This is a genomic window from Spirosoma humi (assembly GCF_054776575.1).
The window spans coordinates 146,082-169,583 of record NZ_BAAHBR010000015.1; the positions used below are offsets into that span (position 1 = coordinate 146,082).

Annotated in this window: 20 protein-coding genes; 11 read left to right on the top strand and 9 right to left on the bottom strand. The window is 48.4% G+C overall.

Translation table 11 applies throughout. The annotated features are described in order from the left end of the window. Window positions 1-18 precede the first annotated feature (18 nt). On the top strand, window positions 19-2,643 hold the full coding sequence (gene dnaB / locus ACYU8Y_RS16855) for a replicative DNA helicase (RefSeq protein ID WP_460939219.1): 2,625 nt from the start codon (window positions 19-21) through the stop codon (window positions 2,641-2,643). Window positions 2,644-2,738: 95 nt separating this feature from the next. Here dnaB and ACYU8Y_RS16860 read toward each other — a convergent pair whose 3' ends face one another. The 3 genes from ACYU8Y_RS16860 to ACYU8Y_RS16870 form a co-directional block, all read right to left on the bottom strand. After that, entirely contained in the window at window positions 2,739-3,539 is an 801-nt protein-coding gene (locus tag ACYU8Y_RS16860) for an LOG family protein (RefSeq protein WP_460939220.1), read from the bottom strand. A gap of 288 nt (window positions 3,540-3,827) precedes the next feature. Continuing rightward, window positions 3,828-5,039 carry a pyridoxal phosphate-dependent aminotransferase gene (locus ACYU8Y_RS16865; RefSeq protein ID WP_460939221.1) on the bottom strand — a complete coding sequence of 404 codons (1,212 nt, stop codon included), beginning with the start codon at window positions 5,037-5,039 and terminating at the stop codon, window positions 3,828-3,830. 120 nt (window positions 5,040-5,159) lie between these two features. Continuing rightward, window positions 5,160-6,698: a TolB family protein gene (locus tag ACYU8Y_RS16870; RefSeq protein ID WP_460939222.1), complete on the bottom strand. Its 1,539-nt coding sequence runs from the start codon at window positions 6,696-6,698 to the stop codon at window positions 5,160-5,162. A gap of 245 nt (window positions 6,699-6,943) precedes the next feature. Between ACYU8Y_RS16870 and ACYU8Y_RS16875 the strand changes: the two genes are divergently transcribed. The 3 genes from ACYU8Y_RS16875 (at window position 6,944) to ACYU8Y_RS16885 (ending at window position 10,707) form a co-directional block, all read left to right on the top strand. Next, complete coding sequence (locus ACYU8Y_RS16875) at window positions 6,944-7,774, top strand: cupredoxin domain-containing protein (protein ID WP_460939223.1); 831 nt, start codon at window positions 6,944-6,946, stop codon at window positions 7,772-7,774. A gap of 89 nt (window positions 7,775-7,863) precedes the next feature. Then, window positions 7,864-8,481, top strand: a complete 618-nt coding sequence (locus ACYU8Y_RS16880; protein WP_460939224.1) for a cysteine hydrolase family protein — start codon at window positions 7,864-7,866, stop codon at window positions 8,479-8,481. Window positions 8,482-8,514: 33 nt separating this feature from the next. Beyond that, the gene (locus ACYU8Y_RS16885; protein ID WP_460939225.1) at window positions 8,515-10,707 is read left to right on the top strand and encodes an alpha-galactosidase; all 2,193 of its coding nucleotides are present in this window, start codon (window positions 8,515-8,517) and stop codon (window positions 10,705-10,707) included. 125 nt (window positions 10,708-10,832) lie between these two features. On the opposite strand, the gene ACYU8Y_RS16890 is transcribed toward ACYU8Y_RS16885, so the two are convergent. Beyond that, window positions 10,833-12,149, bottom strand: a complete 1,317-nt coding sequence (locus ACYU8Y_RS16890) for a PQQ-dependent sugar dehydrogenase (RefSeq protein WP_460939226.1) — start codon at window positions 12,147-12,149, stop codon at window positions 10,833-10,835. A gap of 126 nt (window positions 12,150-12,275) precedes the next feature. Further along, window positions 12,276-13,154 carry a TraB/GumN family protein gene (locus ACYU8Y_RS16895; RefSeq protein ID WP_460939227.1) on the bottom strand — a complete coding sequence of 293 codons (879 nt, stop codon included), beginning with the start codon at window positions 13,152-13,154 and terminating at the stop codon, window positions 12,276-12,278. Window positions 13,155-13,208: 54 nt separating this feature from the next. Between ACYU8Y_RS16895 and ACYU8Y_RS16900 the strand changes: the two genes are divergently transcribed. From ACYU8Y_RS16900 to ACYU8Y_RS16925, 6 genes are all read left to right on the top strand, one after another. Further along, window positions 13,209-16,580: a methylmalonyl-CoA mutase family protein gene (locus tag ACYU8Y_RS16900; protein WP_460939228.1), complete on the top strand. Its 3,372-nt coding sequence runs from the start codon at window positions 13,209-13,211 to the stop codon at window positions 16,578-16,580. A 57-nt stretch (window positions 16,581-16,637) separates the two neighbouring features. Beyond that, on the top strand, window positions 16,638-17,708 hold the full coding sequence (locus ACYU8Y_RS16905; protein WP_460939229.1) for a glutaminyl-peptide cyclotransferase: 1,071 nt from the start codon (window positions 16,638-16,640) through the stop codon (window positions 17,706-17,708). Between the two features lie 50 nt (window positions 17,709-17,758). Continuing rightward, window positions 17,759-18,097 carry a hypothetical protein gene (locus tag ACYU8Y_RS16910; protein ID WP_460939230.1) on the top strand — a complete coding sequence of 113 codons (339 nt, stop codon included), beginning with the start codon at window positions 17,759-17,761 and terminating at the stop codon, window positions 18,095-18,097. A 153-nt stretch (window positions 18,098-18,250) separates the two neighbouring features. After that, a complete protein-coding gene (locus ACYU8Y_RS16915; protein WP_460939231.1) occupies window positions 18,251-18,466 on the top strand; it encodes a hypothetical protein in 216 nt (71 codons plus the stop codon). Between the two features lie 205 nt (window positions 18,467-18,671). After that, window positions 18,672-18,884 carry a hypothetical protein gene (locus ACYU8Y_RS16920; protein ID WP_460939232.1) on the top strand — a complete coding sequence of 71 codons (213 nt, stop codon included), beginning with the start codon at window positions 18,672-18,674 and terminating at the stop codon, window positions 18,882-18,884. Between the two features lie 56 nt (window positions 18,885-18,940). Next, window positions 18,941-19,378, top strand: a complete 438-nt coding sequence (locus ACYU8Y_RS16925) for a hypothetical protein (RefSeq protein ID WP_460939233.1) — start codon at window positions 18,941-18,943, stop codon at window positions 19,376-19,378. Here ACYU8Y_RS16925 and ACYU8Y_RS16930 read toward each other — a convergent pair. The 4 genes from ACYU8Y_RS16930 to ACYU8Y_RS16945 all read right to left on the bottom strand — a co-directional run bounded on the left by ACYU8Y_RS16930 (window position 19,375) and on the right by ACYU8Y_RS16945 (window position 23,023). Continuing rightward, window positions 19,375-19,815: an ASCH domain-containing protein gene (locus tag ACYU8Y_RS16930; RefSeq protein WP_460939234.1), complete on the bottom strand. Its 441-nt coding sequence runs from the start codon at window positions 19,813-19,815 to the stop codon at window positions 19,375-19,377. The genes ACYU8Y_RS16925 and ACYU8Y_RS16930 overlap by 4 nt on opposite strands. A 5-nt stretch (window positions 19,816-19,820) precedes the next feature. Next, window positions 19,821-21,905: a GNAT family N-acetyltransferase gene (locus ACYU8Y_RS16935; protein WP_460939235.1), complete on the bottom strand. Its 2,085-nt coding sequence runs from the start codon at window positions 21,903-21,905 to the stop codon at window positions 19,821-19,823. A 262-nt stretch (window positions 21,906-22,167) separates the two neighbouring features. Beyond that, window positions 22,168-22,302, bottom strand: coding sequence for a hypothetical protein (locus ACYU8Y_RS16940; protein WP_460939236.1), 135 nt, complete (start codon window positions 22,300-22,302; stop codon window positions 22,168-22,170). A 31-nt stretch (window positions 22,303-22,333) separates the two neighbouring features. After that, a complete protein-coding gene (locus ACYU8Y_RS16945) occupies window positions 22,334-23,023 on the bottom strand; it encodes an XRE family transcriptional regulator (protein WP_460939237.1) in 690 nt (229 codons plus the stop codon). A gap of 61 nt (window positions 23,024-23,084) precedes the next feature. Between ACYU8Y_RS16945 and ACYU8Y_RS16950 the strand changes: the two genes are divergently transcribed. After that, a complete protein-coding gene (locus ACYU8Y_RS16950; protein ID WP_460939238.1) occupies window positions 23,085-23,486 on the top strand; it encodes a hypothetical protein in 402 nt (133 codons plus the stop codon). Window positions 23,487-23,502 lie beyond the last annotated feature (16 nt).

A 23,502-nucleotide genomic window follows, 5' to 3' on the forward strand; every position in this document is an offset into this window, starting at 1 on the left:
GTAAACTTGCACTAAGAGATGGAGAATAACGCACGCCCCAACCAACACCTTCGTAAACCTTCGGCCTTTGCCGGGGGTCGTCAACAGGCCGGAAACCATTGGCTCGATACGGGCCTAGGCAAACTCCCCCCCCAGGCGCTTGATCTCGAAGAAGCCGTTCTGGGGGCGTTGATGATTGAAAAAGATGCCCTGTCATCGGTTGTCGATATTCTTAAACCAGAGACATTTTACAAGGAAGCCCATCAGCGGATTTACCAGGCCATCCTGACCCTGTTCGGAAATTCAGATCCCATCGATTTGCTGACCGTTACGCAGCAATTGCGTAAGACCGGCGAAATCGAGATGGTCGGTGGTGGTGGATTCGTTTCCGAGCTTACCTTTCGGGTCAACTCGGCGGCCAACATCGAGTACCACGCGCGTATTGTGTCGGAACAGGCCCTCAAACGGGCGCTCATCGCCATGTCGTCCACGATTCTACGCGACGCCTACGAGGATACTACGGACGTTTTTGAACTGCTGGACCGCACCGAGCAATCGCTCTTCAAGATTTCGGAATCGAACATCAAGAAGAATTATGCCGACATGAGCACCATTGTCAGGATGGCGCTGAATGAACTCGAAACCAAGAAAAATCAGGAAGGCTTAACCGGAGTTCCATCCGGCTTTACTAACCTCGACCGGGTCACTTCGGGCTGGCAACCAACCGAATTGATCATTCTGGCCGCCAGGCCCGCGATGGGCAAATGCCTTGGCAAAGGAACTAAAGTGGTTATGTTCGATGGATCGCTACGCAAGGTGGAAGACGTGCGTGAAGGCGATCTGTTGATGGGTGATGACTCGACTCCCCGACGAGTACTGAGCATTGCTCGTGGTCAGGAGCGGATGTACTGGATAAGGCAGAATAAAGGCATTGATTACCGGGTCAACGAAAGCCACATTCTTTCGCTTAAGCGAAGTCGCAACGAAGGGGGGCATACCAAGGGGGACGTTCTGAATATTACCGTTCGAGATTATTTAACTAAGTCGAACAAGTTTAAAACGAACTATAAAGGCTACAAAGTTGCGGTTGATTTCCCGGAGCAAAGCGTACCACTCGACCCCTACTTTGTGGGGCTGTGGCTGGGAGATGGCCATTCCTACAGTTCCCGTATCACGAATACCGACACTGAGGTTATAGATTATCTGCAAACTTACGCAGACAGTCTTGGTCTTAAAATGGTTACGTACCAGCAAACTAACCGGACCAATAATTATGGAATTACATCCGGTCAGCGTGGTGGTGATCAGTCAGGACGGAATCCCGTATTTAATGTACAGGCTGAATTACGGGGCCTATCCGTTATTGAAAGCAAACATATTCCCCGTAAATACCTGATCAACTCAACCGAAAACCGGCTGAAGCTTTTAGCCGGCCTCATTGACAGTGACGGTCACTATCAGGAAGAGTTTAACTGCTACGAGATTACGCAGAAGAATAAAGAGCTTGCCGAACAACTGAAGTATCTGTGCGACACGTTAGGATTTCGTTGCTCGCTTAAGGAGAAACAGGGCACTATTGCTAAATTAGGCTATGTTTCGACGGTTTACCGACTTCGTATTTTCGGCAACCTTGATTCAATTCCCGTGCGTATTGAACGGAAGAAAGCTCGGGCATTAAGAGCGCGAGCTGACTGGCGGGTCACTGGCATTTCGGTTGAGTACGATAAAGTCGACGATTATTACGGCTTCTCTATTGACGGAAATCGGTTGTTCCTTCTCGAAGACATGACCGTTACACATAATACCGCTTTTGTCGTTAGTGCCCTGCGAAATGCGGCTGTCGATCATGGAAAACCCGTCGCGATTTTCTCGCTTGAGATGTCGTCGGTCCAGTTGGTCAATCGTCTTATCTCGGCCGAAGCGGAAATTGATTCGGAGAAAATCAGAAAAGGAACGCTGGCCCCGCACGAATGGACGCAATTGCACCACAAAATTCAGCGGCTGACCGAAGCGCCTATTTTCATCGACGATACCCCTGCCCTGTCCATTCTGGAACTCCGGGCCAAGTGCCGACGGTTGAAAGCCCAGCACGATATTCAGATGGTCGTGATTGACTACCTCCAGTTGATGTCGGGTGATACATCCGGTGGTCGGGGCGGTAACCGTGAACAGGAAATCGCGTCGATTTCGCGGGCGCTCAAGAACCTGGCGAAAGAACTAAATGTGCCGGTCATTGCCCTTTCGCAGTTGAGCCGGGCGGTGGAAACCCGTGGGGGCGACAAGAAACCGCAACTATCTGACCTTCGGGAATCGGGATCCATCGAGCAGGATGCCGACATGGTTTGCTTCCTGTATCGCCCTGAATATTACAACATTACAGCCGACGAAAACGGAAACTCGACGGTTGGTATCGGGGAAGTAATCATTGCTAAAAACCGGAGTGGCTCCCTGGATACGGTGCAGCTTAAATTTATTGGTAAGTTCACCAAGTTCTGTGACCTCGATTCGTATTTCGAGCCCGTACAAGCGCAGGGTTTTGCACCGGAGGTCAATGGATTAAGTAGCTTCGAAACGCCCCCATCGGCGGGTAGCGTCTTCAAGAGTAAGGCCAATACGATGTCGAATTTCGGTAACGCCGATCCGAGTCAGGAGACACCATTTTAAACTAAGGCGGACCACCCCGCTCCTGTCCGTATAGCTTTTGGCTAACCAAGGTCAGTTTATGGCTATAGGTGCGGGATCGGGATGGTCCGTGTTCCTTAAAAGTTAGGCTTCAGCAGGTATTTGTTGTAGAACTCGTCGATCACTTTGACGGCCTCCGTCGGTGTATCGACAATGCTGATGAGCTTCATATCCTCCGCGTTGATGTTTTGTTCCTCACCAAGCATGACGTTGGTTATCCAGTCGATCAGTCCCTGCCAGTAGGTTCTGCCGACGAGCACAATCGGGAAACGGGCAATCTTACGGGTCTGAATCAGGGTGATGGCTTCAAACAATTCATCGAGGGTTCCCATACCTCCGGGCATAACGACAAACCCTTGGGCGTACTTAACAAACATGACTTTGCGGACGAAGAAAAAATCGAAGTTGATGCTCTTGTCGGGGTCGATGTAAATGTTGCTATGCTGTTCAAAGGGCAATTTAATATTCAGCCCCACCGATTTACCACCCTGCTCGAAGGCCCCTTTGTTACCGGCCTCCATAATACCGGGTCCTCCCCCCGTGATGACACCATAGCCATGCCGAACTAACTTAGCCGCTATTTCTTCGGTCATTTTGTAATACGGGCTATCCGGTTTGGTTCGGGCCGAGCCGAAAATGGATACACAGGGCCCTATTTTTGCCAGCTTGTCAAATCCTTCCACAAACTCGGCCATTACTTTAAAAATGACCCATGAGTCGGCGGTTTTTATTTCGTTCCAGTCATGATCCTGAAAAGCCTCTTTGATGCGTTGTTCGTCGGGCGTCAGCAGTAACTCGTCGCGCTTGGGTAAGTCATTGGCAATGCGTTCGGTACTCTGCGTTTCAGAGCGGTGAACATTTTCTTTTGTTTCTTCCATGTACGTACTAAAAAAAGCAGTGGGCGCGAAACGTACCCACTAGGCTATTGAATAAAATTTCATTAATCTGTTTACAATTTTGCCGACAGCCATACCAACAAAATTTATTACAAATGGGAATCAATTAACGCCTGATTTCCGGGAAACGTTTCATCGCCGGACGGGCATGTTTTCCTAGGTACGTACCTCCTTATACGTACTTAAGACCGCATCCGGATAAAGTTGAATCCAAACAAAAAGGCCCGGAATTCCGGGCCATTACAGGTTTCTATCGTCGTCTCCAGCTTTTTATAACCGTCGGCTTTCCAAAAAGTTTTCGATCCGGTCCAGCGCGACCGTCAATTCATCAACCGTTGGCAGGCAAACGATTCGGAAGTGGTCATTATGGATGTAGTTGAACCCATTACCGGCCACAACAAGTACTTTCTGTTCAATAAGCAGATTAAGCACAAAATCATCGTCATTAGCCAGCCGAAATTGTGTCAGATCAATTTTGGGAAAGATGTAAAGTGCCCCTTTCGGTTTCACGCAGGTGATGCCCGGAATAGCGGTCATGCGTTCGTAAGCCAGCATCATTTGCTTATGTAGGCGTCCCATTGGCATCACTAAGTCATTGATACTCTGATAACCGCCCAGCGCCGTCTGGATTGCATATTGGGTAGGCACATTGGCGCAAAGCCGCATGCTGGCCAGCAGGGTCAGGCCCTCTATATACGATTTGGCCCGCTGGCGGGCACCACTCAGAATCATCCAGCCGCCCCGAAAACCTGCCGCCCGGTAGTTTTTCGACAAACCGCCCATGGTGATACAGAGGGTGTCATTAATCATTTTGGCTATCGGGTAATGAACATGCTCATTGTACAGGATCCGGTCATAGATTTCATCAGCAAAGACAATGAGTTTATGGCGTTCGGCCAGTCGGGCAAGCCCTTCCAGTACGGTTTTATCATATACGGCACCGGTTGGGTTGTTGGGGTTGATCACAACAATAGCCCGCGTCCGGGGCGTGATTTTCCGCTCCAGATCAGCCAGATCGGGATTCCAGTCGGCCGCTTCGTCGCAGATATAATGTACCGGCTTACCGCCACAAAAAGCTACCGAAGCCGTCCAGAGCGGATAATCGGGGGAGGGCACCAGCACTTCATCGCCTTCATTGAGCAAGGCCTGCATCGAAAGCATGATCAGCTCGCTCACCCCGTTGCCGATGTAAATATCGTTGATGGCAATGCCCGGCAAGCCAATGTTCTGCGTGTGGTGCATGACGGCTTTTCGCGCGGCAAACAACCCACGGGAATCCGAATAGCCCTGCGCATTTCGAATATTCAGAATGATATCATGAACAATTTCGTCGGGAGCGTCGAAGCCAAACGTGGCCGGATTCCCAATGTTCAGGCTGATGATTTTGTATCCCTGACTTTCCAGTTCGAGGGATTTCTCATAAATCGGTCCCCGAATGTCATATTTAAGGTGCGTAAGCCTATCGCTTTTCAGTATTTCCATACCCGGTAATTCCATCCCGCAAAAGTACGGAAAGTAGCTAAAGAAATGAGTACGGGTAGTGGTTTATGGCAATCAGCCAGCCCTAGCGACGGACTGCCATAAACCACTACCCCGTACTCATCATTTTTCGACAGGGCTGAGCGCCGACTCAGCCGAGTTGCTGATGAAGGCTACCCGTTTGCTATCCGGCGACCAGGATGGCGTGTTGATTGTCCCCTGCCCGCCATAGATGTACGCCAGCACTTTGGGCTGGCCGGTGCCTGATATAGGCAGCATGCGCAGGTAGACGTGCTTATAGAAGGGATGATCATCCGCCTTTACTTCTTCTTTCAGGAACGATATGAACAGCAGCCATTTGCCATCCGGCGAGATGTGCGGAAACCAGTCGTTAAATTCGCCATTTGTAATTACCTGCTGGTCAGTACCATCAGCCTTCATTCGGTAAATTTGCATGGTTCCCGTCCGGGCAGAGTTGAAATAAATGTATTTCCCGTCGGGCGTATACTCCGGGCCATCATCAAGGCCTTTCGCTTCGGTTAGTCGCACCTCAGGGCCACCGGCAGCGGGTACGGCATAAATGTCGAATTCGTTGTTCCGCTGCCCCGTAAAAATCAGCGTTTTCTTATCCGGCGACCAGCCATGCAGGTACGATGGTCCCTTGGGTGTAATCTGTTTGGGTGCCCCCCCCGTTGTCGGAACGGTATAAATAATCGACCCGCCCAGTTCTTTCACACCACTACTCAGGCCAAGCATTTTTCCATCGAACGACAGCACATGGTCATTGTTGTTATTTTTTACATCGCCCGTATTCAGGACCGACGGCTTGCGGCTGGCCAGATTAAAGGTATACATCAGCCCATCGCTGTTGTACAACAACGTTTTACCGTCCGGCGTCCAGTTCGGAGCCTGCAACGACCTGGGTGAATTGAAAATCACCTGCCGATTTCCGCTGGCTACATCCAGAATTTCGAGGTTGCTTCCCAGGTATTGCTTATACGGCACCAGCTCGTCAGAGGCCGGAACGCTGATGCGCACGTCCCGGAAAACGCCCCGCTCAAGCACATCTTTATTGTGCGACCCAATGAATAACCCAACATACACCTCATCGCCAAGCGGCAGGTCGGTAACCTGTTCGGTTACAAACGGTTCGCCAAACTTGGCCACGCGCATGGTATAGGTATTGCCTTTCCGTTCCAGCTGGATCACGTCGGCCCCGGTTAGTTTCGAGCGTACTTCTTCGGTATTTCCTCCTTCGGTCCGTCTGAATTGCAGAGACGTCAGCCCATCGCCATGTTCAACCGCGTTGATGTGAGGTGATTTCCCGTCGAGACTACTTCGAACCATCCAGCCTACTTTTCGGTGCGGATCGACGCCCTTACCCACCAGGACCGCGCGTGTGTAGAGTAAAAAATCGCCTTTCATGCGCTTCCACATATAATGGAACTCGTCATGATCAAACCAAACATTGTAGCCCGACCCGGAAAGGGCATAGGTGCGCGTCTGGGGATTATAGGCGGCTGAACCCGATTTGAGAACAGCCCCAATGTCGCCGTGGCCGTCGAATAGGCCAAGATTGGCTTTCTGAGCCACCACCGGCAGGTTGGTCGTCAGGGATAAGCTGGTCAAGCAGGCCAGCAGCGTTCGTTTCAAGTTTTTCATCAAGGTTTATAATCTACTTACAATCAAGTTAGTATCCCTTTTTGACTGGCTACTACCTACGAAAGAGCAGATGGAAACATTCTACCGATCGGGAGCTATAAAATTGTCTAGTCTATTATTTTTTGACGACAGCTGTAGGCTCAAGACTGGTCCGAAAAATCGTTTTTTGCTAGCTTACCCGCCAAAATTTGCGATCAGCATCCATCACGCATTATGTCAACTTTTACCCTAACCAACTCTAGTCAATGAACCCGTTTTCCCTTTTGAGCCGTCTTACCCTGTTTATCAGCGTTTTTGTTATTGCCCATCCCCATGGCCATGCGCAGACCAAAGCCCCTCAAAAAACATACATGTATCTGATCTACCATAAGTTGTCTCCCGGCCTTACCATTCAGGATGCGCTTCCTGTAGAGCGTGAATGGAAAAAGATAAATCAGGCCGCCGTTGATGAAGGAAAGCTGGAAGGCTGGTACATGACCGTCAAACAGTTTACATCGAATCCGAATCAGACCGAGTACGACTACGTCACCCGAATTATTACCCATGAGATGGCCATTAAAGGGGCATCACCCGAGGCTATGGCCCGGCTTTATGGGGATAGTGTGAAGACGAAAATGGCCGACCTGCAACGACGGGACCGGGCAACAGCGCCGGTGGTGAAAACCGAAATCTGGGAAATAACGGAGGGCACGTTTTCTCCAAAATTTGCGCCCGACGGCACCCAATTTATGGTTGTTGATCGGATTCGTCGCCGGAATCCGGGGGCCGATTATGACGGGCTTGTTGGTCAGCTAAAGAAGCTAAGCGAAGAACGGATCAAACGAGGTAACCTGCTCGGGTGGGATTTTTCGGCGTTAGTAATTCCGAATGGTAGTGAAAAGGGCTACGAATTTAGTGTGGCGCACTACGTTACCAGTCTGGGCGCCATCGCCAATCCGGTCCTGGCGGATACCGCAACGCCCATCCTCTCCGCGCAGGCCCATAAGCAACTCCGCCAACAAACGGCGCAGGTATTCGATGTCACCCGGCAGGAAGTATACCGATTTATGGAGTATACCACAAAGCCCGCCAACTAACAATTAGGCGTTAAAGAGGGAGTCCGAGGATCAGAAATTGTTTAGGAATTTCTTGTTTTACCAGGACAATCATTTATTCAACGTTTCAAATGGAAGTTAAGAACGAAGATTTACACGGGAATGCTCCCGATTCGTCGCCTGTGGCGCTGTTGATTATCGACATGATCAATGATCTGGAGTTTCCGGGGGGAGACGAACTCCTCGAACCCGCCAGCCGCGTTGCCGATGCCATTGCCCGGCTAAAGAAAAAGGCGCAGGCCGAGCAAATTCCGGTTATTTATGCCAATGATAATTTTGGGCGCTGGCGGTCAAACTTTAACGACGTGATCAAGCACGTCCTGACCGACGGGGTTCGGGGTCAGCGTTTGGCGACTGTGCTTAAACCTGGCCCGGACGATTATTTTGTGCTCAAGCCCAAAAATTCTGCCTTTTATGAGACGACGCTTGATATGCTGCTGACCTATCTGGGCGTAAAACACTTAATTTTGACGGGTGTCAGCACTGATTCTTGTGTACTCTTTTCGGCAAACGATGCTTTTATGCGTGACTTGAAACTTACCATTCCGGCCGACTGTGTGGCCGCCATCAAAGCAACCCATACGCACGATGCCCTGGCGTACATGAAACGGGTGCTCCGGGCCGATACAACGCCATCCACGCAGCTCAACCTGGCCGACATGCTTCAGGAGTTGTCTGATGCGCCCTGACTTCCCCATTTTTCACTACCTAACTACTTTCTGATGAAACAGCTTTGTCTGTCACTGCTTCTTTGTTTTTTGATTTCTTTTACCGCCAATGCGGCCCCGGGCGATACGCACATCACAATTGAAACCCAACAGACGGCCCTTGTCATTCGGGTCGATAAAGACCAGATTCCTACCCTGGTTCACCTGGGGCCAAAACTGCGTAATTCGGCCGAATACGCGGCCATTCCCGCCAACGGTAAGCGCGGTGAAGATTATACTGGCATTTACAATTCGATTTACACCCCCGCCGGTAGCCGGAATTTACTGGAACCCGCCATACAGGTGACCCATGCCGACGGAAACCCGTCTCTCGATCTTAAGTATGTCCGGCACGAAACACAATCCATTGCCGATGGGGTTGTACTGACCAAGGTTTTCCTGAAAGATCCTCAGTACCCGTTTGAGGTAACGTTGTTTTACAAAGCGTATCAGAAAGAAGATGTCATTGAGCAGTGGAGTTCAATTCGGCATACGGAAAAGAAACCCGTCACGCTCCATAAATATGCATCGGCGAACCTCTACATCCCGGCCCAGACTTATTACCTGACGCATTTCCACGGCGACTGGGCCCATGAAATGAACCCCAGCGAAATACCCCTGACCGAGGGCCTAAAAATCCTGGACTCCAAGCTCGGTACGCGCGCCGATTTATTTCAGCCGCCCTCCTTTCTAGTCGCACTCAACCAGCCCGCCGATGAAAATCAGGGCGAAGTCATTGCCGGAACGCTTTCGTGGTCGGGGAATTTCCAGCTGGCTTTTGAAGTCGATCCGCTCCACAACTTACGGATTATTCCGGGTATCAATCCCTATGCTTCGGCGTATTCCTTGGCGCCCAATACCGAGTTTAAAACGCCCGCTTTTTTGTTCACGTATTCCAATCAGGGCAAGGGTGGAGCCAGCCGCAGTCTGCACCGCTGGGCGCGCAAGCACCGGATTCCACAGGGCGAAGGCAATCGCTTAACCCTCCTGAATAACTGGGAAGCCACCTATTTCGACTTCAACGAAGAAAAGCTGTCGGCTCTTTTTAAGGACGGCAAAAAGCTGGGTGTCGATCTATTTTTACTGGATGATGGCTGGTTTGGCAACAAATACCCGCGTAACAATGATAAAACAAGCCTGGGCGACTGGCAGGAAAACGCAAAAAAACTTCCCCACGGCCTCGGCTATCTGGTGAAAGAGGCCGAGAGCGCCGGGATCAAATTTGGCATCTGGCTCGAACCCGAAATGGTTAGCCCGAAAAGCGAACTGTACGAAAAACACCCCGACTGGGTCATCAAATTGCCCAATCGGTCGGAGTATTACTTCCGGAATCAGCTGGTGCTGGATTTGTCTAACCCGAAAGTTCAGGATTTCGTCTACAGCGTGGTTAACGACCTGATGGTCAAGAACCCAACCCTGGGCTACATCAAGTGGGACTGTAACGCGGTAATTTACAACGCCTATTCAGCCACGATCCAAAATCAGTCGAATCTCTACGTCGATTATGTGCAGGGGCTTTATAAGGTCCTGGAACGGGTGCGGGCCAAGTACCCCACCCTACCGATGATGCTTTGCTCGGGGGGCGGTGGCCGCGTGGATTACGGTGCCCTGAACTACTTTACCGAATTCTGGCCCAGCGACAATACCGACCCCCTCGAACGGGTTTTCATTCAGTGGAATGACTCGTATTTCTTCCCGTCCATCGCCACCTGCAACCACATCACCGACTGGGGCAAACAACCCATCAAGTTCAAAACGGATGTTGCCATGATGGGGAAAATGGGATATGATATTGTCGTCAGCAAGTTAACCGAGCCCGAACTGGCGTTTAGTCAGGAAGCCCTGAAGACGTATGACCGCCTTAAGGATGTAATCTGGAAGGGGGATCTGTTTCGGCTGGCGTCGCCGTATACCAATGATGTGGCCTCAGCCATGTACGTCAATGAAGCGAAGGATCGGGCCGTCTGGTTCACGTATCTGGTCAAGGATCGCTATAAAGCCGGCAGTGTGGCACCCATTAAACTAAGTGGACTTGACCCGGCTAAATCGTACCGGATTCAGGAACTGAATGTGTATCCGGGAACGACTTCGGCCATCAACAAAAATACCACAACTTATTCAGGCAACTACCTGATGACCATCGGTTTCAATCCGCAGGTAGATACCCGCCGAACCAGCGTTGTGCTGGAACTGACCGAATCGAAATAATAGTAGACGTCTCACAAAGAAAGGCCAGCGTCGTGCGATGCTGGCCTTTCTTTGTGAAGGTAACCTTGAGTAATGTAGAGTGGTGTCAGTTAAGAAACTGACACCACTCCTATCACAGGGGTTCTTTACTTCGATGAGGCAGCAGTAGCCTTTTTCGCTGAAGCCTGGTAACTGATTTTGAAAAGTGTACCGTTCAGATCGTCACTAACGTACAAGGACCCATCGGGGCCTTGCGCCAGGCCACAGGGCCGGTGCTGAACCGGACCCGTGGGTTTCACCAGATCCGTACCGGCAAAATTATCGGCAAAGATTTCCCAGGGACCCGACGGTTTGCCATTTTTAAAAGGCACGAACCCAATCAGATATCCCTTATGAATCTCCTGCGACTGGGCATGAAAGGCAATAAAGGCCCCATTCCGATACCGCTCCGGGAAGGCCGTCCCGGTATAAAACAGAAGCGCATTGGGTCCCATATGCGCCGGGAAGGCGGCCGTGGGATTGATTGTTTTAGCCGTTCCTGTTTTCTTGCCGTCACCCCCATACTCGGGGGCCAGAATCTTCTTTTTCTGAAAGTGGTCGTAATACACGTAGGGCCAGCCAGCATCATCGCCCTGGTGCAGCTCATACATTGTTTCGGCTGGCAGCTCAGCGCTTTGTTTCGGCGTGTAGTATTGCGGATAAAAATCATCGAACTTACCCCGGCCGTGTTGCGTGACAAATAGGGAGTTGGTCTTGCTGTTCCAATCCAGCCCGACAACGTTTTTCAACCCGGTCGCATAGCGAACGCCACTGGAAAAGGGTTGATCGGGTACATTCGCTTTAAATTTCCAGATGCCCGCGGCCGAATCCAGCAGTGGGCAGGGCATCATCCCTTTGCCGGTGCCCGCTACGCGGCAGGCGTCGTTGTCCGACGCGATGTTGACATAAATATTCCCCTGATGATCTACGGCAATGGACTTCGACTTGTCGCGGTCTTTTTCCCGCAATCCAGACACTAGTTTTTCGGGTTGATCCGGATTGATGACTTCCTGATTCTCGTTCAGCTTGTACCGATAGATGCTGCTGTTCGATGACGTATACAGATACCCATCCCGGATAAAAATCCCCGTTCCGGGATAATCACCGAAACCGACGCGCTCATCGGCCACGCCATCCTTATTCGTGTCGCGCAAACGGTATATGCCTTTGCCCTCTTTCAATTTGGCAAGTTTCACGTAAATGTCGCCCGTTTTGCTGACGACAATGTGGCGGGCGGAGCCCAGGTCCTCAGCAACGATGCTGGCCGAAAAGCCCGAAGGCAGTTTAACTTCCGCCGGAGTAATACTTGATTTGATAACACGGGCCGGTTTAAGGGGCGGAACAGGCCGGGCGTTTCCCCAGGCCGTACTCATCAAAAATAGAGAGGTAATAAGGCAGGTAGTCGAAAAAAAAGGGTTGTTCATGGATTGAGGTAATGGTTCTTAACAGCGTACAGCACTATCGTTAATCAAAGCAGGAAGCTCGCCCGGTCTAACTGTCAGATTAAAAATAATGATTCAGGATAACTACCCCGAAACGCCTGTACACCGCTACTGGACCGGCTTGACCGAATACCCTTTCTTACGAAGCAGATTGACAACGCCCTTTTCGTTGCTCAAATGACCGGCACCAAAGGCAAAAAAGGTAGGCTTTTCTTTGGCGGCTTTTTCAATGACCGGAATCCAGTTGGCGTTGCGCTCCCCGAGCAGACTGTCCTCAAATTCGGCCATATCACCAAACTTGCTGTTTTTCATCAAGGCCGTTAGTTTGGTCATATCGCTGGCTTTGTAGGCGGCCAGTAAATCGGCAAATTCTTTTTTTGCTTCGTCGGGCATTTTCGCCATGTCGACCAGCCCTTTCAGTTGCTCCTGCATCGGAATCTTGTCCAGGGCCGCCAACTGGGCATCAACACTTTCCAGACCGAGCACTTCTTTCTTTTCTTTGGCGGCCATCTCGGCAAACGTCATATCGTAAGAAGCTGGCTGACAGGGCAGCAACGTCATGTACATGAGCGACAACAGGCCGATGGGTTTCAACATGCCCACCTGCGCCAGGCCCATATTCATTTTCTGCTTCAGGTATGTATCCAGCACGCTATAATCGTCGGGCGAGAGAAGGTCTTTGATGGTTTTGCCGCCAGTCATGATCATGGCTTTCTGCATACTTGCCATCAGGCCCGGATCGTCCAGATCCAGCTCCAGGTACACCTGGCTGGCCTCCCCAATGGCCTTTTTCATGGCATCGGTAATGGTTAGATCCGTTGGGCAAACGAGGTGAAACGTTCCGTAGAGATACGACGGCTTCGCCAGTCCGGGGCCGGTCACTTCGTAAAGAAGCGCCTTGTCCTGATCTTTCTGTGCGTTTACGGAGGTCGTTGCCAAACCAGCCAGCAGAAAGCCAGCTACCAACGCAAGTAGTTTATTCTTCATCCTGATTTTAGTCATGTCAGACGGTTGATCAAGCAAATCTATTCGTTTTACCCCATGACTGCGCAGAAAAGTAAACCCGACTCGTCGGATACGCAAGCCTTCAGGCATAAGATTCGCATCGTTACGGCGGCTTCGCTGTTCGATGGCCACGACGCGGCTATCAACCTCATGCGTCGGCTTATGCAGGCATCGGGTGCCGAAGTGATTCACCTGGGGCACAACCGCTCGGTGGCGGAGATCGTGGATTGTGCCATTCAGGAAGATGTACAGGGTATTGCCGTGACCAGCTACCAGGGGGGGCATCTTGAATTTTTCAAGTACATGCACGACCTGCTCCACGAACGCGGGGCGGGACATATCAAAATCTTTGGGGGCGGGGGCGGCACGATCCTGCCCATCGAAATCGAGGAATTACACGCCTACGGCATTGCCCGTATTTACTCGCCCGACGATGGCCGATCCATGGGTTTACAGGGCATGATCGACCATTTGCTGCGGCAATGCGACGTCGATTTACCCCCTACGAAGGACCGTACTCAACTGGCGCGGCTGATCACGACGGCCGAAAATCACCCGGACGATTACGTTCCACGGCCGCAGGCTACCGAATCGCCTAAGGTTCTCGGAATCACGGGCACAGGGGGCGCCGGAAAATCGTCGTTGATCGACGAACTGGTGCTCCGTTTCCTGCGAACGTATCCCGATAAAACGCTGGCCATCATTTCCGTCGATCCATCCAAGCGGAAAACGGGTGGTGCACTGCTCGGCGACCGGATTCGGATGAACGCGATCCACTCACCCCGGGTGTATATGCGGTCGCTGGCTACCCGACAGTCGAATCTGGCATTGAGTCGCCATGTGCAGGACGCCATCGATGTGTGTAAAGCGGTTCCGTTCGATCTGATTATCGTTGAAACCTCCGGCATTGGGCAATCGGACACTGAAATCACGGAACATGCCGATAAGACACTCTACGTGATGACGGCCGACTATGGTGCCGCCACGCAGCTGGAGAAAATCGATATGCTCGATTTCGCCGATGTGATCGCCATCAATAAATTTGACAAACGGGGTTCGCTGGATGCCCTGCGCGACGTTCGGAAGCAGTACCGGCGTAACCATAACCTGTGGGATGCCCCGAACGAAGCATTGCCGATTCTGGGCACCATCGCGTCGCAGTTCAACGATGCCGGTATGAACAGGCTCTTCGCTAAGCTGATGTCCATCCTTGACGTCCCGTTTACGGCAGCAGCCTCGGCGACAGCGCATTCAGGCCACCTCAACGCTGAAACTCCCCAGGCCATTATTCCACCGGAGCGGGTGCGGTATCTGGCTGAGATTGTCGAGGAAAGCCGCCGGTACGATGCCTTTGTGCAGGAACAGACAAGCCTGGCCCGCAACCTGTATCAGTTGGATGGAACGCGTAAACTGCTTAACGATGGCCCGTTGCAGGACTCGCTGTACACTATTTACACCGAACTCGAGGCCCGGCTGCACCCCGACTGCCGGACCCTGGTCCAGCAATGGCCCGCGATGCAGCAACGGTACATCGCCGAGTTTTATGCGTTTACCGTGCGCGACAAAGTCATTCGGCAACCCTTGTATTCCGAAACACTTTCGCACCTGAAAATACCCAAAGTAAGCCTGCCGAAATACCACGACTGGGGTGACATTCTGCGCTGGTTACTAACCGAAAACGTGCCGGGCGAATTTCCGTACGCTGCGGGTGTGTTTCCCCTCAAACGCGATGGCGAAGACCCCACGCGCATGTTTGCGGGCGAAGGTGGCCCCGAACGCACCAACCGCCGGTTCCACTACGTCTCGAACGGGCTTCCCGCCAAACGATTGTCTACGGCCTTCGACTCCGTGACGCTGTACGGCGAAGATCCCGCCCTGCGACCCGATATTTTTGGCAAAGTCGGCAATTCAGGGGTGAGCATTTGTACCCTCGACGATGCCAAGAAACTCTACTCCGGTTTCGACCTCTGCGATCCGGCGACGTCCGTTTCCATGACGATCAATGGTCCGGCCCCGATGCTACTCGGCTTTTTCCTCAATGCGGCCATTGATCAGCAGTGTGAGAAATGGTTGAAGGCGAACCCCAACCCAACCCAACCCTTGAAAAAAGGAGAGGGGGGCACAACTGACGAGACCTTACCCCGCTCCTGCTTTTCAGGGGAGGGGCCGGGGGTGGGGTCAAGGTACAACGGCCCCCTCCCCGACGGGAACAACGGACTTGGTCTGATGCTGCTTGGCACCACGGGCGACAAGGTGTTGCCCCAGGAGGTATATGAGCAAATCAAAGCGGATACGCTCCGGAAAGTGCGCGGAACCGTGCAGGCTGATATTCTGAAAGAAGATCAGGCACAAAACACCTGCATTTTTTCGACGGAGTTTGCCCTGAAAATGATGGGCGACATTCAACAGTATTTTACCGACAACCGGATTCAGAATTTTTACTCCGTTTCGATTTCGGGCTATCATATTGCCGAGGCCGGGGCTAATCCGGTTACGCAACTGGCGTTCACACTGTCCAATGGCTTTACGTTTGTCGAATACTACCTCAGCCGGGGCATGCACATCGATGACTTCGCGCCCAACCTGTCGTTCTTTTTCTCGAACGGAATGGACCCCGAATACACGGTACTGGGGCGGGTGGCCCGCCGAATCTGGGCCAAGGCGATGCGCCATAAATACAAGGCTAACGACCGGTCCCAGAAGCTGAAATACCATATTCAGACATCGGGGCGAAGTTTGCACGCGCAGGAAATTGGCTTCAACGATATTCGCACCACCTTACAGGCCCTACTGGCGGTTTACGATAACTGTAACTCCTTGCATACCAACGCCTACGATGAAGCCATAACTACGCCAACCGAAGAATCCGTCCGGCGGGCCATGGCGATTCAGCTGATTATCAACCGCGAGTTTGGATTGACCAAAAACGAGAATCCATTACAGGGTTCGTTTGTCGTTGAGGAACTGACCGATCTGGTTGAGGAGGCTGTCTACCAGGAATTCCTGTCGCTCAACGAACGCGGGGGCGTGCTGGGCGCGATGGAGCGCATGTACCAGCGCAGCAAAATTCAGGAAGAGTCGATGCATTACGAAACGTTGAAACACGACGGTGACCTCCCCCTGGTGGGCGTCAATACATTTCTGGACCCGGCTGGTTCGCCAACCGTCGTCCCGGCAGCCGTGATCCGCTCCACCGACGACGAAAAGCGGTATGCCGTTGACGCGTGTCAGCAGTTTCAGGCGCACAACCAAGTTGAGGCCGAACGGGCGCTGACCAGGTTACAGGCTGCGGCCCTGGCCAACGAGAACGTGTTCGAGTCGTTGATGGAAGCCACCAAAGTCTGTTCGCTGGGGCAACTCTCGAATGCGCTTTATGCCGTGGGCGGTCGTTACCGTAGAAATATGTAAGTTTAGCCAGCCCATAGACGTTAAACCCCAGGCTACCCATCACCCGCCATCATAGACATGACCATCCGCTTCTGCTCCCTCCTTTTCCTGTTGCTGGCAGGCTTTCTGCCTATGGCCTGTCAGAAAAAGAAACCGGCATCGACTGCCGACACAACGACACCAGCCATCGCTTCCCTTACGAAAACAACCTATACCCTGGGCGATACCATTCGGCTTCAGCTCAGTCAACCGGTCGTACGCCCGAAGGTCACGATCGATGCGGAGGAGTCACCTGTTTTTGAGCAGACGGCCAGGACAATTGCTGTTGGGTATGCCGGTGGCAAAACGGGGCTGCATCAGATTATTGTGAGTGGCGTTACGTCTGGCAGTGTCTCCTTTGCCGATACGCTCAGCCTGGAGATGTGGTCGGACATTGTCCCCGAGAACATCACGTATTCGGTACTTAACACCTATCCGCACCAGGAAACCAGTTTCACGCAGGGTCTGGAGTTTTACAAGGGTGTTTTGTACGAAAGTACGGGTCTGAATGGGCAGTCCAACCTCATGCAGGTCGACGTAAAGACCGGCGCTATTCGAAAATCAGTCCCCCTGGCAAACCAGTATTTTGGCGAAGGCATCACGATTGTGAACGATAAAATTTACCAGTTGACCTGGACATCAGGAGTCTGTTTCCGGTATAACCTGGATTTCCGTCTGGACAAGACGTTTACCTACCATACGCAGGGCTGGGGCCTGACCCACCGCGATACAACCCTCATCTTAAGCGACGGCTCCAACAAACTATTTTTCCTTTCGCCCGAGTTTCAGCCCCTAGGTGAGCTGAACGTGTATGACAACAAGGGGCCAGTCAGGAATTTGAATGAACTGGAGTACGTCGATGGCTATGTTTTCGCCAACGTCTGGCAAACGAACCGCATCGTACAGATCGACCTAAAAACAGGGAAAGTTGTCGGAACGCTCAACATGGAATCTATTCTACCGCCAACCGTTAACACCAACGAAAACGTGCTGAACGGCATCGCCTTTCAACCAGCTGAAAATGCCTTTTATGTCACCGGCAAAAAATGGCCGACTTTAGTCAAACTACGGTTAAAGCCACTCTCTAAAAACGTGGTTGCTTCTCGGTGAAGTGGGCTATTGGCGTTATTAAATGAAATTAACTATAAAACATCTTTTACATGAAACCGATCCTTGCTTTACTGCTTTTGAGTTGGACACTTATAAGTTGTGCTACTACTCGCGTTTCCTCTGCTGACAACAGTACCATTGATAATAGTCAAGCGGCAAACGATACTTCTCTTACAATCTTTTTGTTAGAAAGAGACATTCCTGTGGAAATCGAGCGGTTGGGTGTAGTTACTATTTCCGTCGGTCAGGCTACTGTCGATAAAGTTGTGAAGGAAAAGCTCAAGCTGAAATGTAAGGAGCTGGGTGCCAATGGTGCCTACCGAATTTCAGACGGTTTTTACCCGAATGCGGGGATGATTCCCTATTTAGTCTTTAAGTACAAGCGATAGCGGCTATCGGACATAGCCTTGGCGTTTAACCAGGTTGATCAGCTGTTTTGAGTTTATTGACGTAGCTTATTGTTCCTGATTTCTTTATCCTACTACTTTACATCCTTAATTGAGTAAAACAGTCGGCAGGTGCTGGCAAAATCAACGTTCGTTATGAATCAACCGCAAACCGAAAAAGAAAAAGTAAACAAGCAAATCGCGTACTACGATGATCTGGTGGCCACCTACATTGGCGTCATTGAGGGGCTTAACGAGCATGGATCAACCGATGAAGCTAAGGTCCTGATCGGCCTGGCAAATGAAAGTATCCAGCATTGTCAGGACAAACGGGCCATCTTAGTCAGCCACTTGCATACACTTTCTGAGTAAATAGGATTGGCGAAACAGGTCTACTTTTTTAGATTGGCCAGATAAAAAAGCCAATAGTCTTCAAAAGGCTGTTGGCTTTTTTATTTGCAGCACGTAAAAAGCTTGGATTAGCCAGATACAGAGTGTGGCCAGTGTATGTACTCCCTGTATTTTTGTTACGGTCGAACCTTATGGCTTTTATGATTGAGAAAGCTGATAGCGAAACATGAAAGATAAACCAGAATTAACCGGAATGGCTTCGTTTAAACACTTATTAGATCGGGACGAAAAGGGTGAATCAAAGAGTAAAGAGGAGCGCGAGTGGTTCGAAGCTCAGAAGAAAGCAAGCTTGAAGTATAGAGGTCAAATTGTGAGTGGCGGTCAAAGCAGGGATCATTTATATGGTTCACTGGAACGAAAAAGTAACGAATTAATTTAAAAGCCTGTATGTACATCGCAATAGCCACACACCTTACGTATCTATACTAAATTTTTATGACGAAGATCGAAAGAGAAGAATACATACTGTCGTTGGATGAAGAACTTCTCAATGGGGGAATTATACTGTCCGAATGTACCGTTTTTATGACAAAGGATGCTGAAATTGCCTTTTGCAATGGGGCTAACCTTTCGTGTATCTTAGCTTGCCAGGCGGCTATAGAATCTCACTTGAGATTTGATCATTTCATGAACAATGATACAAGACGGTGGGGCTTTTTTCAACTTATAAATGATTCTTCACTAGATGAAGAGTTAAAGATGAGATTACATAGATTAAGAGCATATAGAAATAAGTGGGTGCATATAAATGACCCTCATGATGACTACGATTTATTAATAAACTCTACTTTATACGAAGATGAAATAATGAATATGGCAAAAGAATCAATTCGTACTATGCTAGAAACACTTTACAATAATCCACTCATTTAGTCAATTTTAGATTTTTTATACTTTTTATAAATATTCAAAAACTTGCTTCTTGAAAAATATTTGAATGTTTGAGGGGGCGAAAAATTAGGCTCGACTCCTTTAATTTCACTTAAACGAATTGACTCCTTAAATAGACAAACATCTTTCATGCGTATACCAATAGATCTATTAGAATCTTTGTAATAGTCCCAAAATTGATCTTCTGTTATTCCTAGTTGAGTTGAGTATTTCTCCCAAACACAATTAGGTGATAAATCGAGTATCTCACTAATTCTACACATGCCTACTATTGCCTTCACAGGTTTGGTACAATAAACAATTATGATATCGTTTAACCTAGCATCAGGTTTACACTTCCGGAGTTCAATAGTTTTTTTGCCATTAAATATTTGCTCAACAAATTCAGGCTTGATAGAAAGAAGGATAAGCTGATTCATATAAATTATGATTTGCCACAAAGATATATCTTATGAAAGAATTCATTGCTAATTTTTAAGGGAGATACAAAGGAATGACCTTGACCTAACAAACTCTTTAGATAAATTAGCTTCACAGGTTTTTTAAAAAGCTCAGTATCACTAAACTTTAGCACTTTTATTTTATTAAAAGCGTCTCCCTTTGCTGTAGACAGTATATCTCTCCATTCATAAGTACCATACTTCTTAAACCTGTTATATGCTTTTTTTGCACTATCAATGACTACTTCATCTAGATATGAGCATGCAGTGATTGCTTTACTACGATGTGGAAATTTTTCATCATAGCTAACGTACCATAATATTCTACCAACTGCTTTTTCACCCCCAGGAGCAGGACTTCTGTAGTAAGCATTTTCTCGGTTCCAACTTATTTCTGGTCTGGAACCATATATAGTACTATCTGCAAGAAAATGTTCAAACAGTTGACTTGCCCAGTACGCTTTTATGGGAACGATGTAAGTGGGAATATCAAGTTCTTTAAACTTGACTGGATATAAAGCTCGCTCAATCGTATAAAGCATGTCTGCTTTAGACAGGGTATCACTAGCAAGTTCATATTTATTTAGGATCGTGTTTAGTTCTGCATGAAGCTCTACAGACGTACACACATTGTGTATATCATACACTGATAACAAACCGGGCAATGCTATCTTAATCCATATTTGACTTTTCAAAAAAAAGCCAAACTCTAGTAATTGTGTCGTTATCTCTTCTGAAAGAAATTTATCAGTGATTTGAATAATTTGTATTTTATTGTTTACAGCGAGCCTTATTATATTAGATAGCAATTGTTTAATAAGCGTACTTGACAGGTCGCCCTTTACCCGAATAAGACGAACGTCAATCAATTCCGCTGTCTGGGTATATCCCCAAAATGCAATGGGCTTTCCATTTGGGTCTTTAACAGTATTAATTATACTATTTTTAACATCACTAGCTATCGAATATACTAACTTCTTTAACTCAGCTTTTTTCTCACTTTCTTTATGGTAGATAAAATATTCTGTCAGCTCTTCTAACTCACTTGATAGGGCCTTACCTTCTTCATGGCGCGCACCCGCCAAACGAGATGGATGATATTGAGATTCATTTAATATCTTATCTAAATGTAAAATAAACTCTGCTGGACGGTACACACTGATTTTATATTTTTCATACAATTCATCACTTTTATCAAGTATCCCATTATCTAGAGTTAGAAAAAATTCAGTATTAGCAGCAATACATTCGGCAATTTGTCTACGATCAGATCGATCATTTTGAGAATACCCCCTAATTATATCTCTTAGGTCCTCTTCTTTCTTACGTATAGTGATTACGTCTGCTTCTATCCGAGTTAGTTTTGACAATACATTTCTTGATCTCAAGACATCTTGCCAATTCTCATTTCTATTTATTTCATTATTGGTTTCAGATGCGTAGAAATAACGCACTTCTGCGCTTATCCAATCTGCAAATAATGCTTTAACTTCTAGTGTTTCAGCAGTATAAGGTGTATCTTCAAATTCAGAAATATCACTATACTTTATTATAATATTCGTATCTAAACTTACAGAAAGTTCTTTCTGATTTATGCTGTAATATGTGTCATTAAATAAGTTACGATTCCCGAAACTGTAATACCATTTTACAAGCTGCCTTTCTTGCTGACTTTTACTTGATTGATAACTGACTACCTTAAATCCGTATCTTTCCCAAAATTTCGTTGCTTCTTTGTAGTCTCTCCTACAACTTAGTACAATTCCATCAAGTGAGCGTTCATACTTAGCTCTAACAAAGTTAATTAAAGCTTCTGATACGCCCCTTCTGCGATAAGGTTTATCTACGCATAGATGAACTATAGTAATCTTATGAGTCTTTGTGCCAATTCTAAATAAAATGTATCCCCACAAGTCATCACCTTCCGTTGCAACTGCAATCAATCCTTTTTTCGCGTGATCTTGGAAGCCACCCTCTGGCATGAATCCTAGGGTTTTTGAATACTTAATTCCAAGAGTAACAACTTTGTCAATAATAGAATCCTCTTTACTGATAAATCTACATATCATACAGTCAAGTGATAGAAGTGGATAGTCTATAGAAAAGCAGTTCCACTATCTTTTTATAATGACTAACATACCACCATTTACAAAAAACCCCGAAATTGACTCAATTTCGGGGTTTTCAGGTTTTTTGTGGAGACGGAGAGATTCGAACTATAAACCACACTGTGGCAAAAATGGCTTATTTGAGCTATAAAGGCATTTTCCATTAGATCAGAGCTTGCCATTCTGGGATATTCTTTGCCATTTTCTTGCCATTATTTTTTGCCTAAAAATCGGCGTCAGCTTTCGCCATTGATTTCTTTAAATCAACTACCCAAAGCTTGATATCCGCATCGACACGCTCCTTGATGTCGTTCCATTCCCGCTTCGACGGACGCCCCATCATGCCGACTTTTTGCACAACTGGTTACGGGAGTATGTAATTTAGGTGATTAACGTACTGCTTCTCTTACTTTTTCAATTACTTTCCATACATAGAGAATGTCTTCTCCGTGTACATCAATATGGCCATATTTGTCATTGTCAGACCAAAGTCTCAAGGTGCCATTTGTATTCAGGGTATTAGTCTTTATCCGTTTGACAACGAACCGGTTACCCGCATATAGCACCGCGTAGACCCCGCCAGATTCATATTTGATGTCATTTTTTTGAACCGCTTCAGCCAGCACCAACGCGCCCCCTTTTATTTCAGGCTCCATGCTATCGCCTGCAATCTCAATAATCAAATGCCTCTCACTAATAGCAATAATGGGCAGAAATACGGGGTAACTCTCTTCGATCCAGTTCAACGTAAAATTATCGTAAGTCATTAAGGGTATGCCCGCCTGGGCACGTGCGGATAGATAGGGCACTTGCACATAAAATTCAGAGATATTAGGTCTGACAGAAGCAATGTTTCCTTCGGCAAAAAAGCCTGCTTCCTTCTCTGTTTCGCTTGAAGTTTTGCCACCTAATAGTGTATCGACAGTTACGCCCAACTCCGCAGCTAATTGGGTCAATCGACTATTGTCAGGGCGAGAGCTACCATTAATCCATTGATTTACAGATGATGGTTTAACGCCCATTCTTTCGGCCAAATCCTTCTGTTTCAGCTTCCTGTCCTTCAAGAGTTGCTTAATCATGCTTGGCAAATTGTCCACGATAAAGAAATTTATTAGCCATTGCTTGTTTTTAAATTAAGCAATGGCTTATTTAGCACTACCAAAATTAGCACTGCTAATTTTGGTAGTGCTAATATACGGCTCAAAGGCGAACAATAATCAGGCGTTATTGATGGATTTACAGATGGTCAGAAAGGCATTACAACCGGCTTCTGCTGCACAGGAATGGCGAGAGAAAATGCACATAGCTCGTAAAAGCTTGCCTGAAGAAATTGGGCAACAGGATGTCATCAATTGGGTAGTCTCTAAAAACCCTGAATTAGACCGTCTGACCTACGCTACCCGCTGGCGAAATGCCTGGCTGGGGCGGGTAGCTGACCCAGAATTTACCCGGTTGGTGGAAGAATCTGTCAAGTTTTTTAAGCAGCAACAGGCCGAAAAAACGAACCGGCTCAAGAGACAGAATTTGAAGAAAGCAAAATAAGGATGTTCAACTAAAT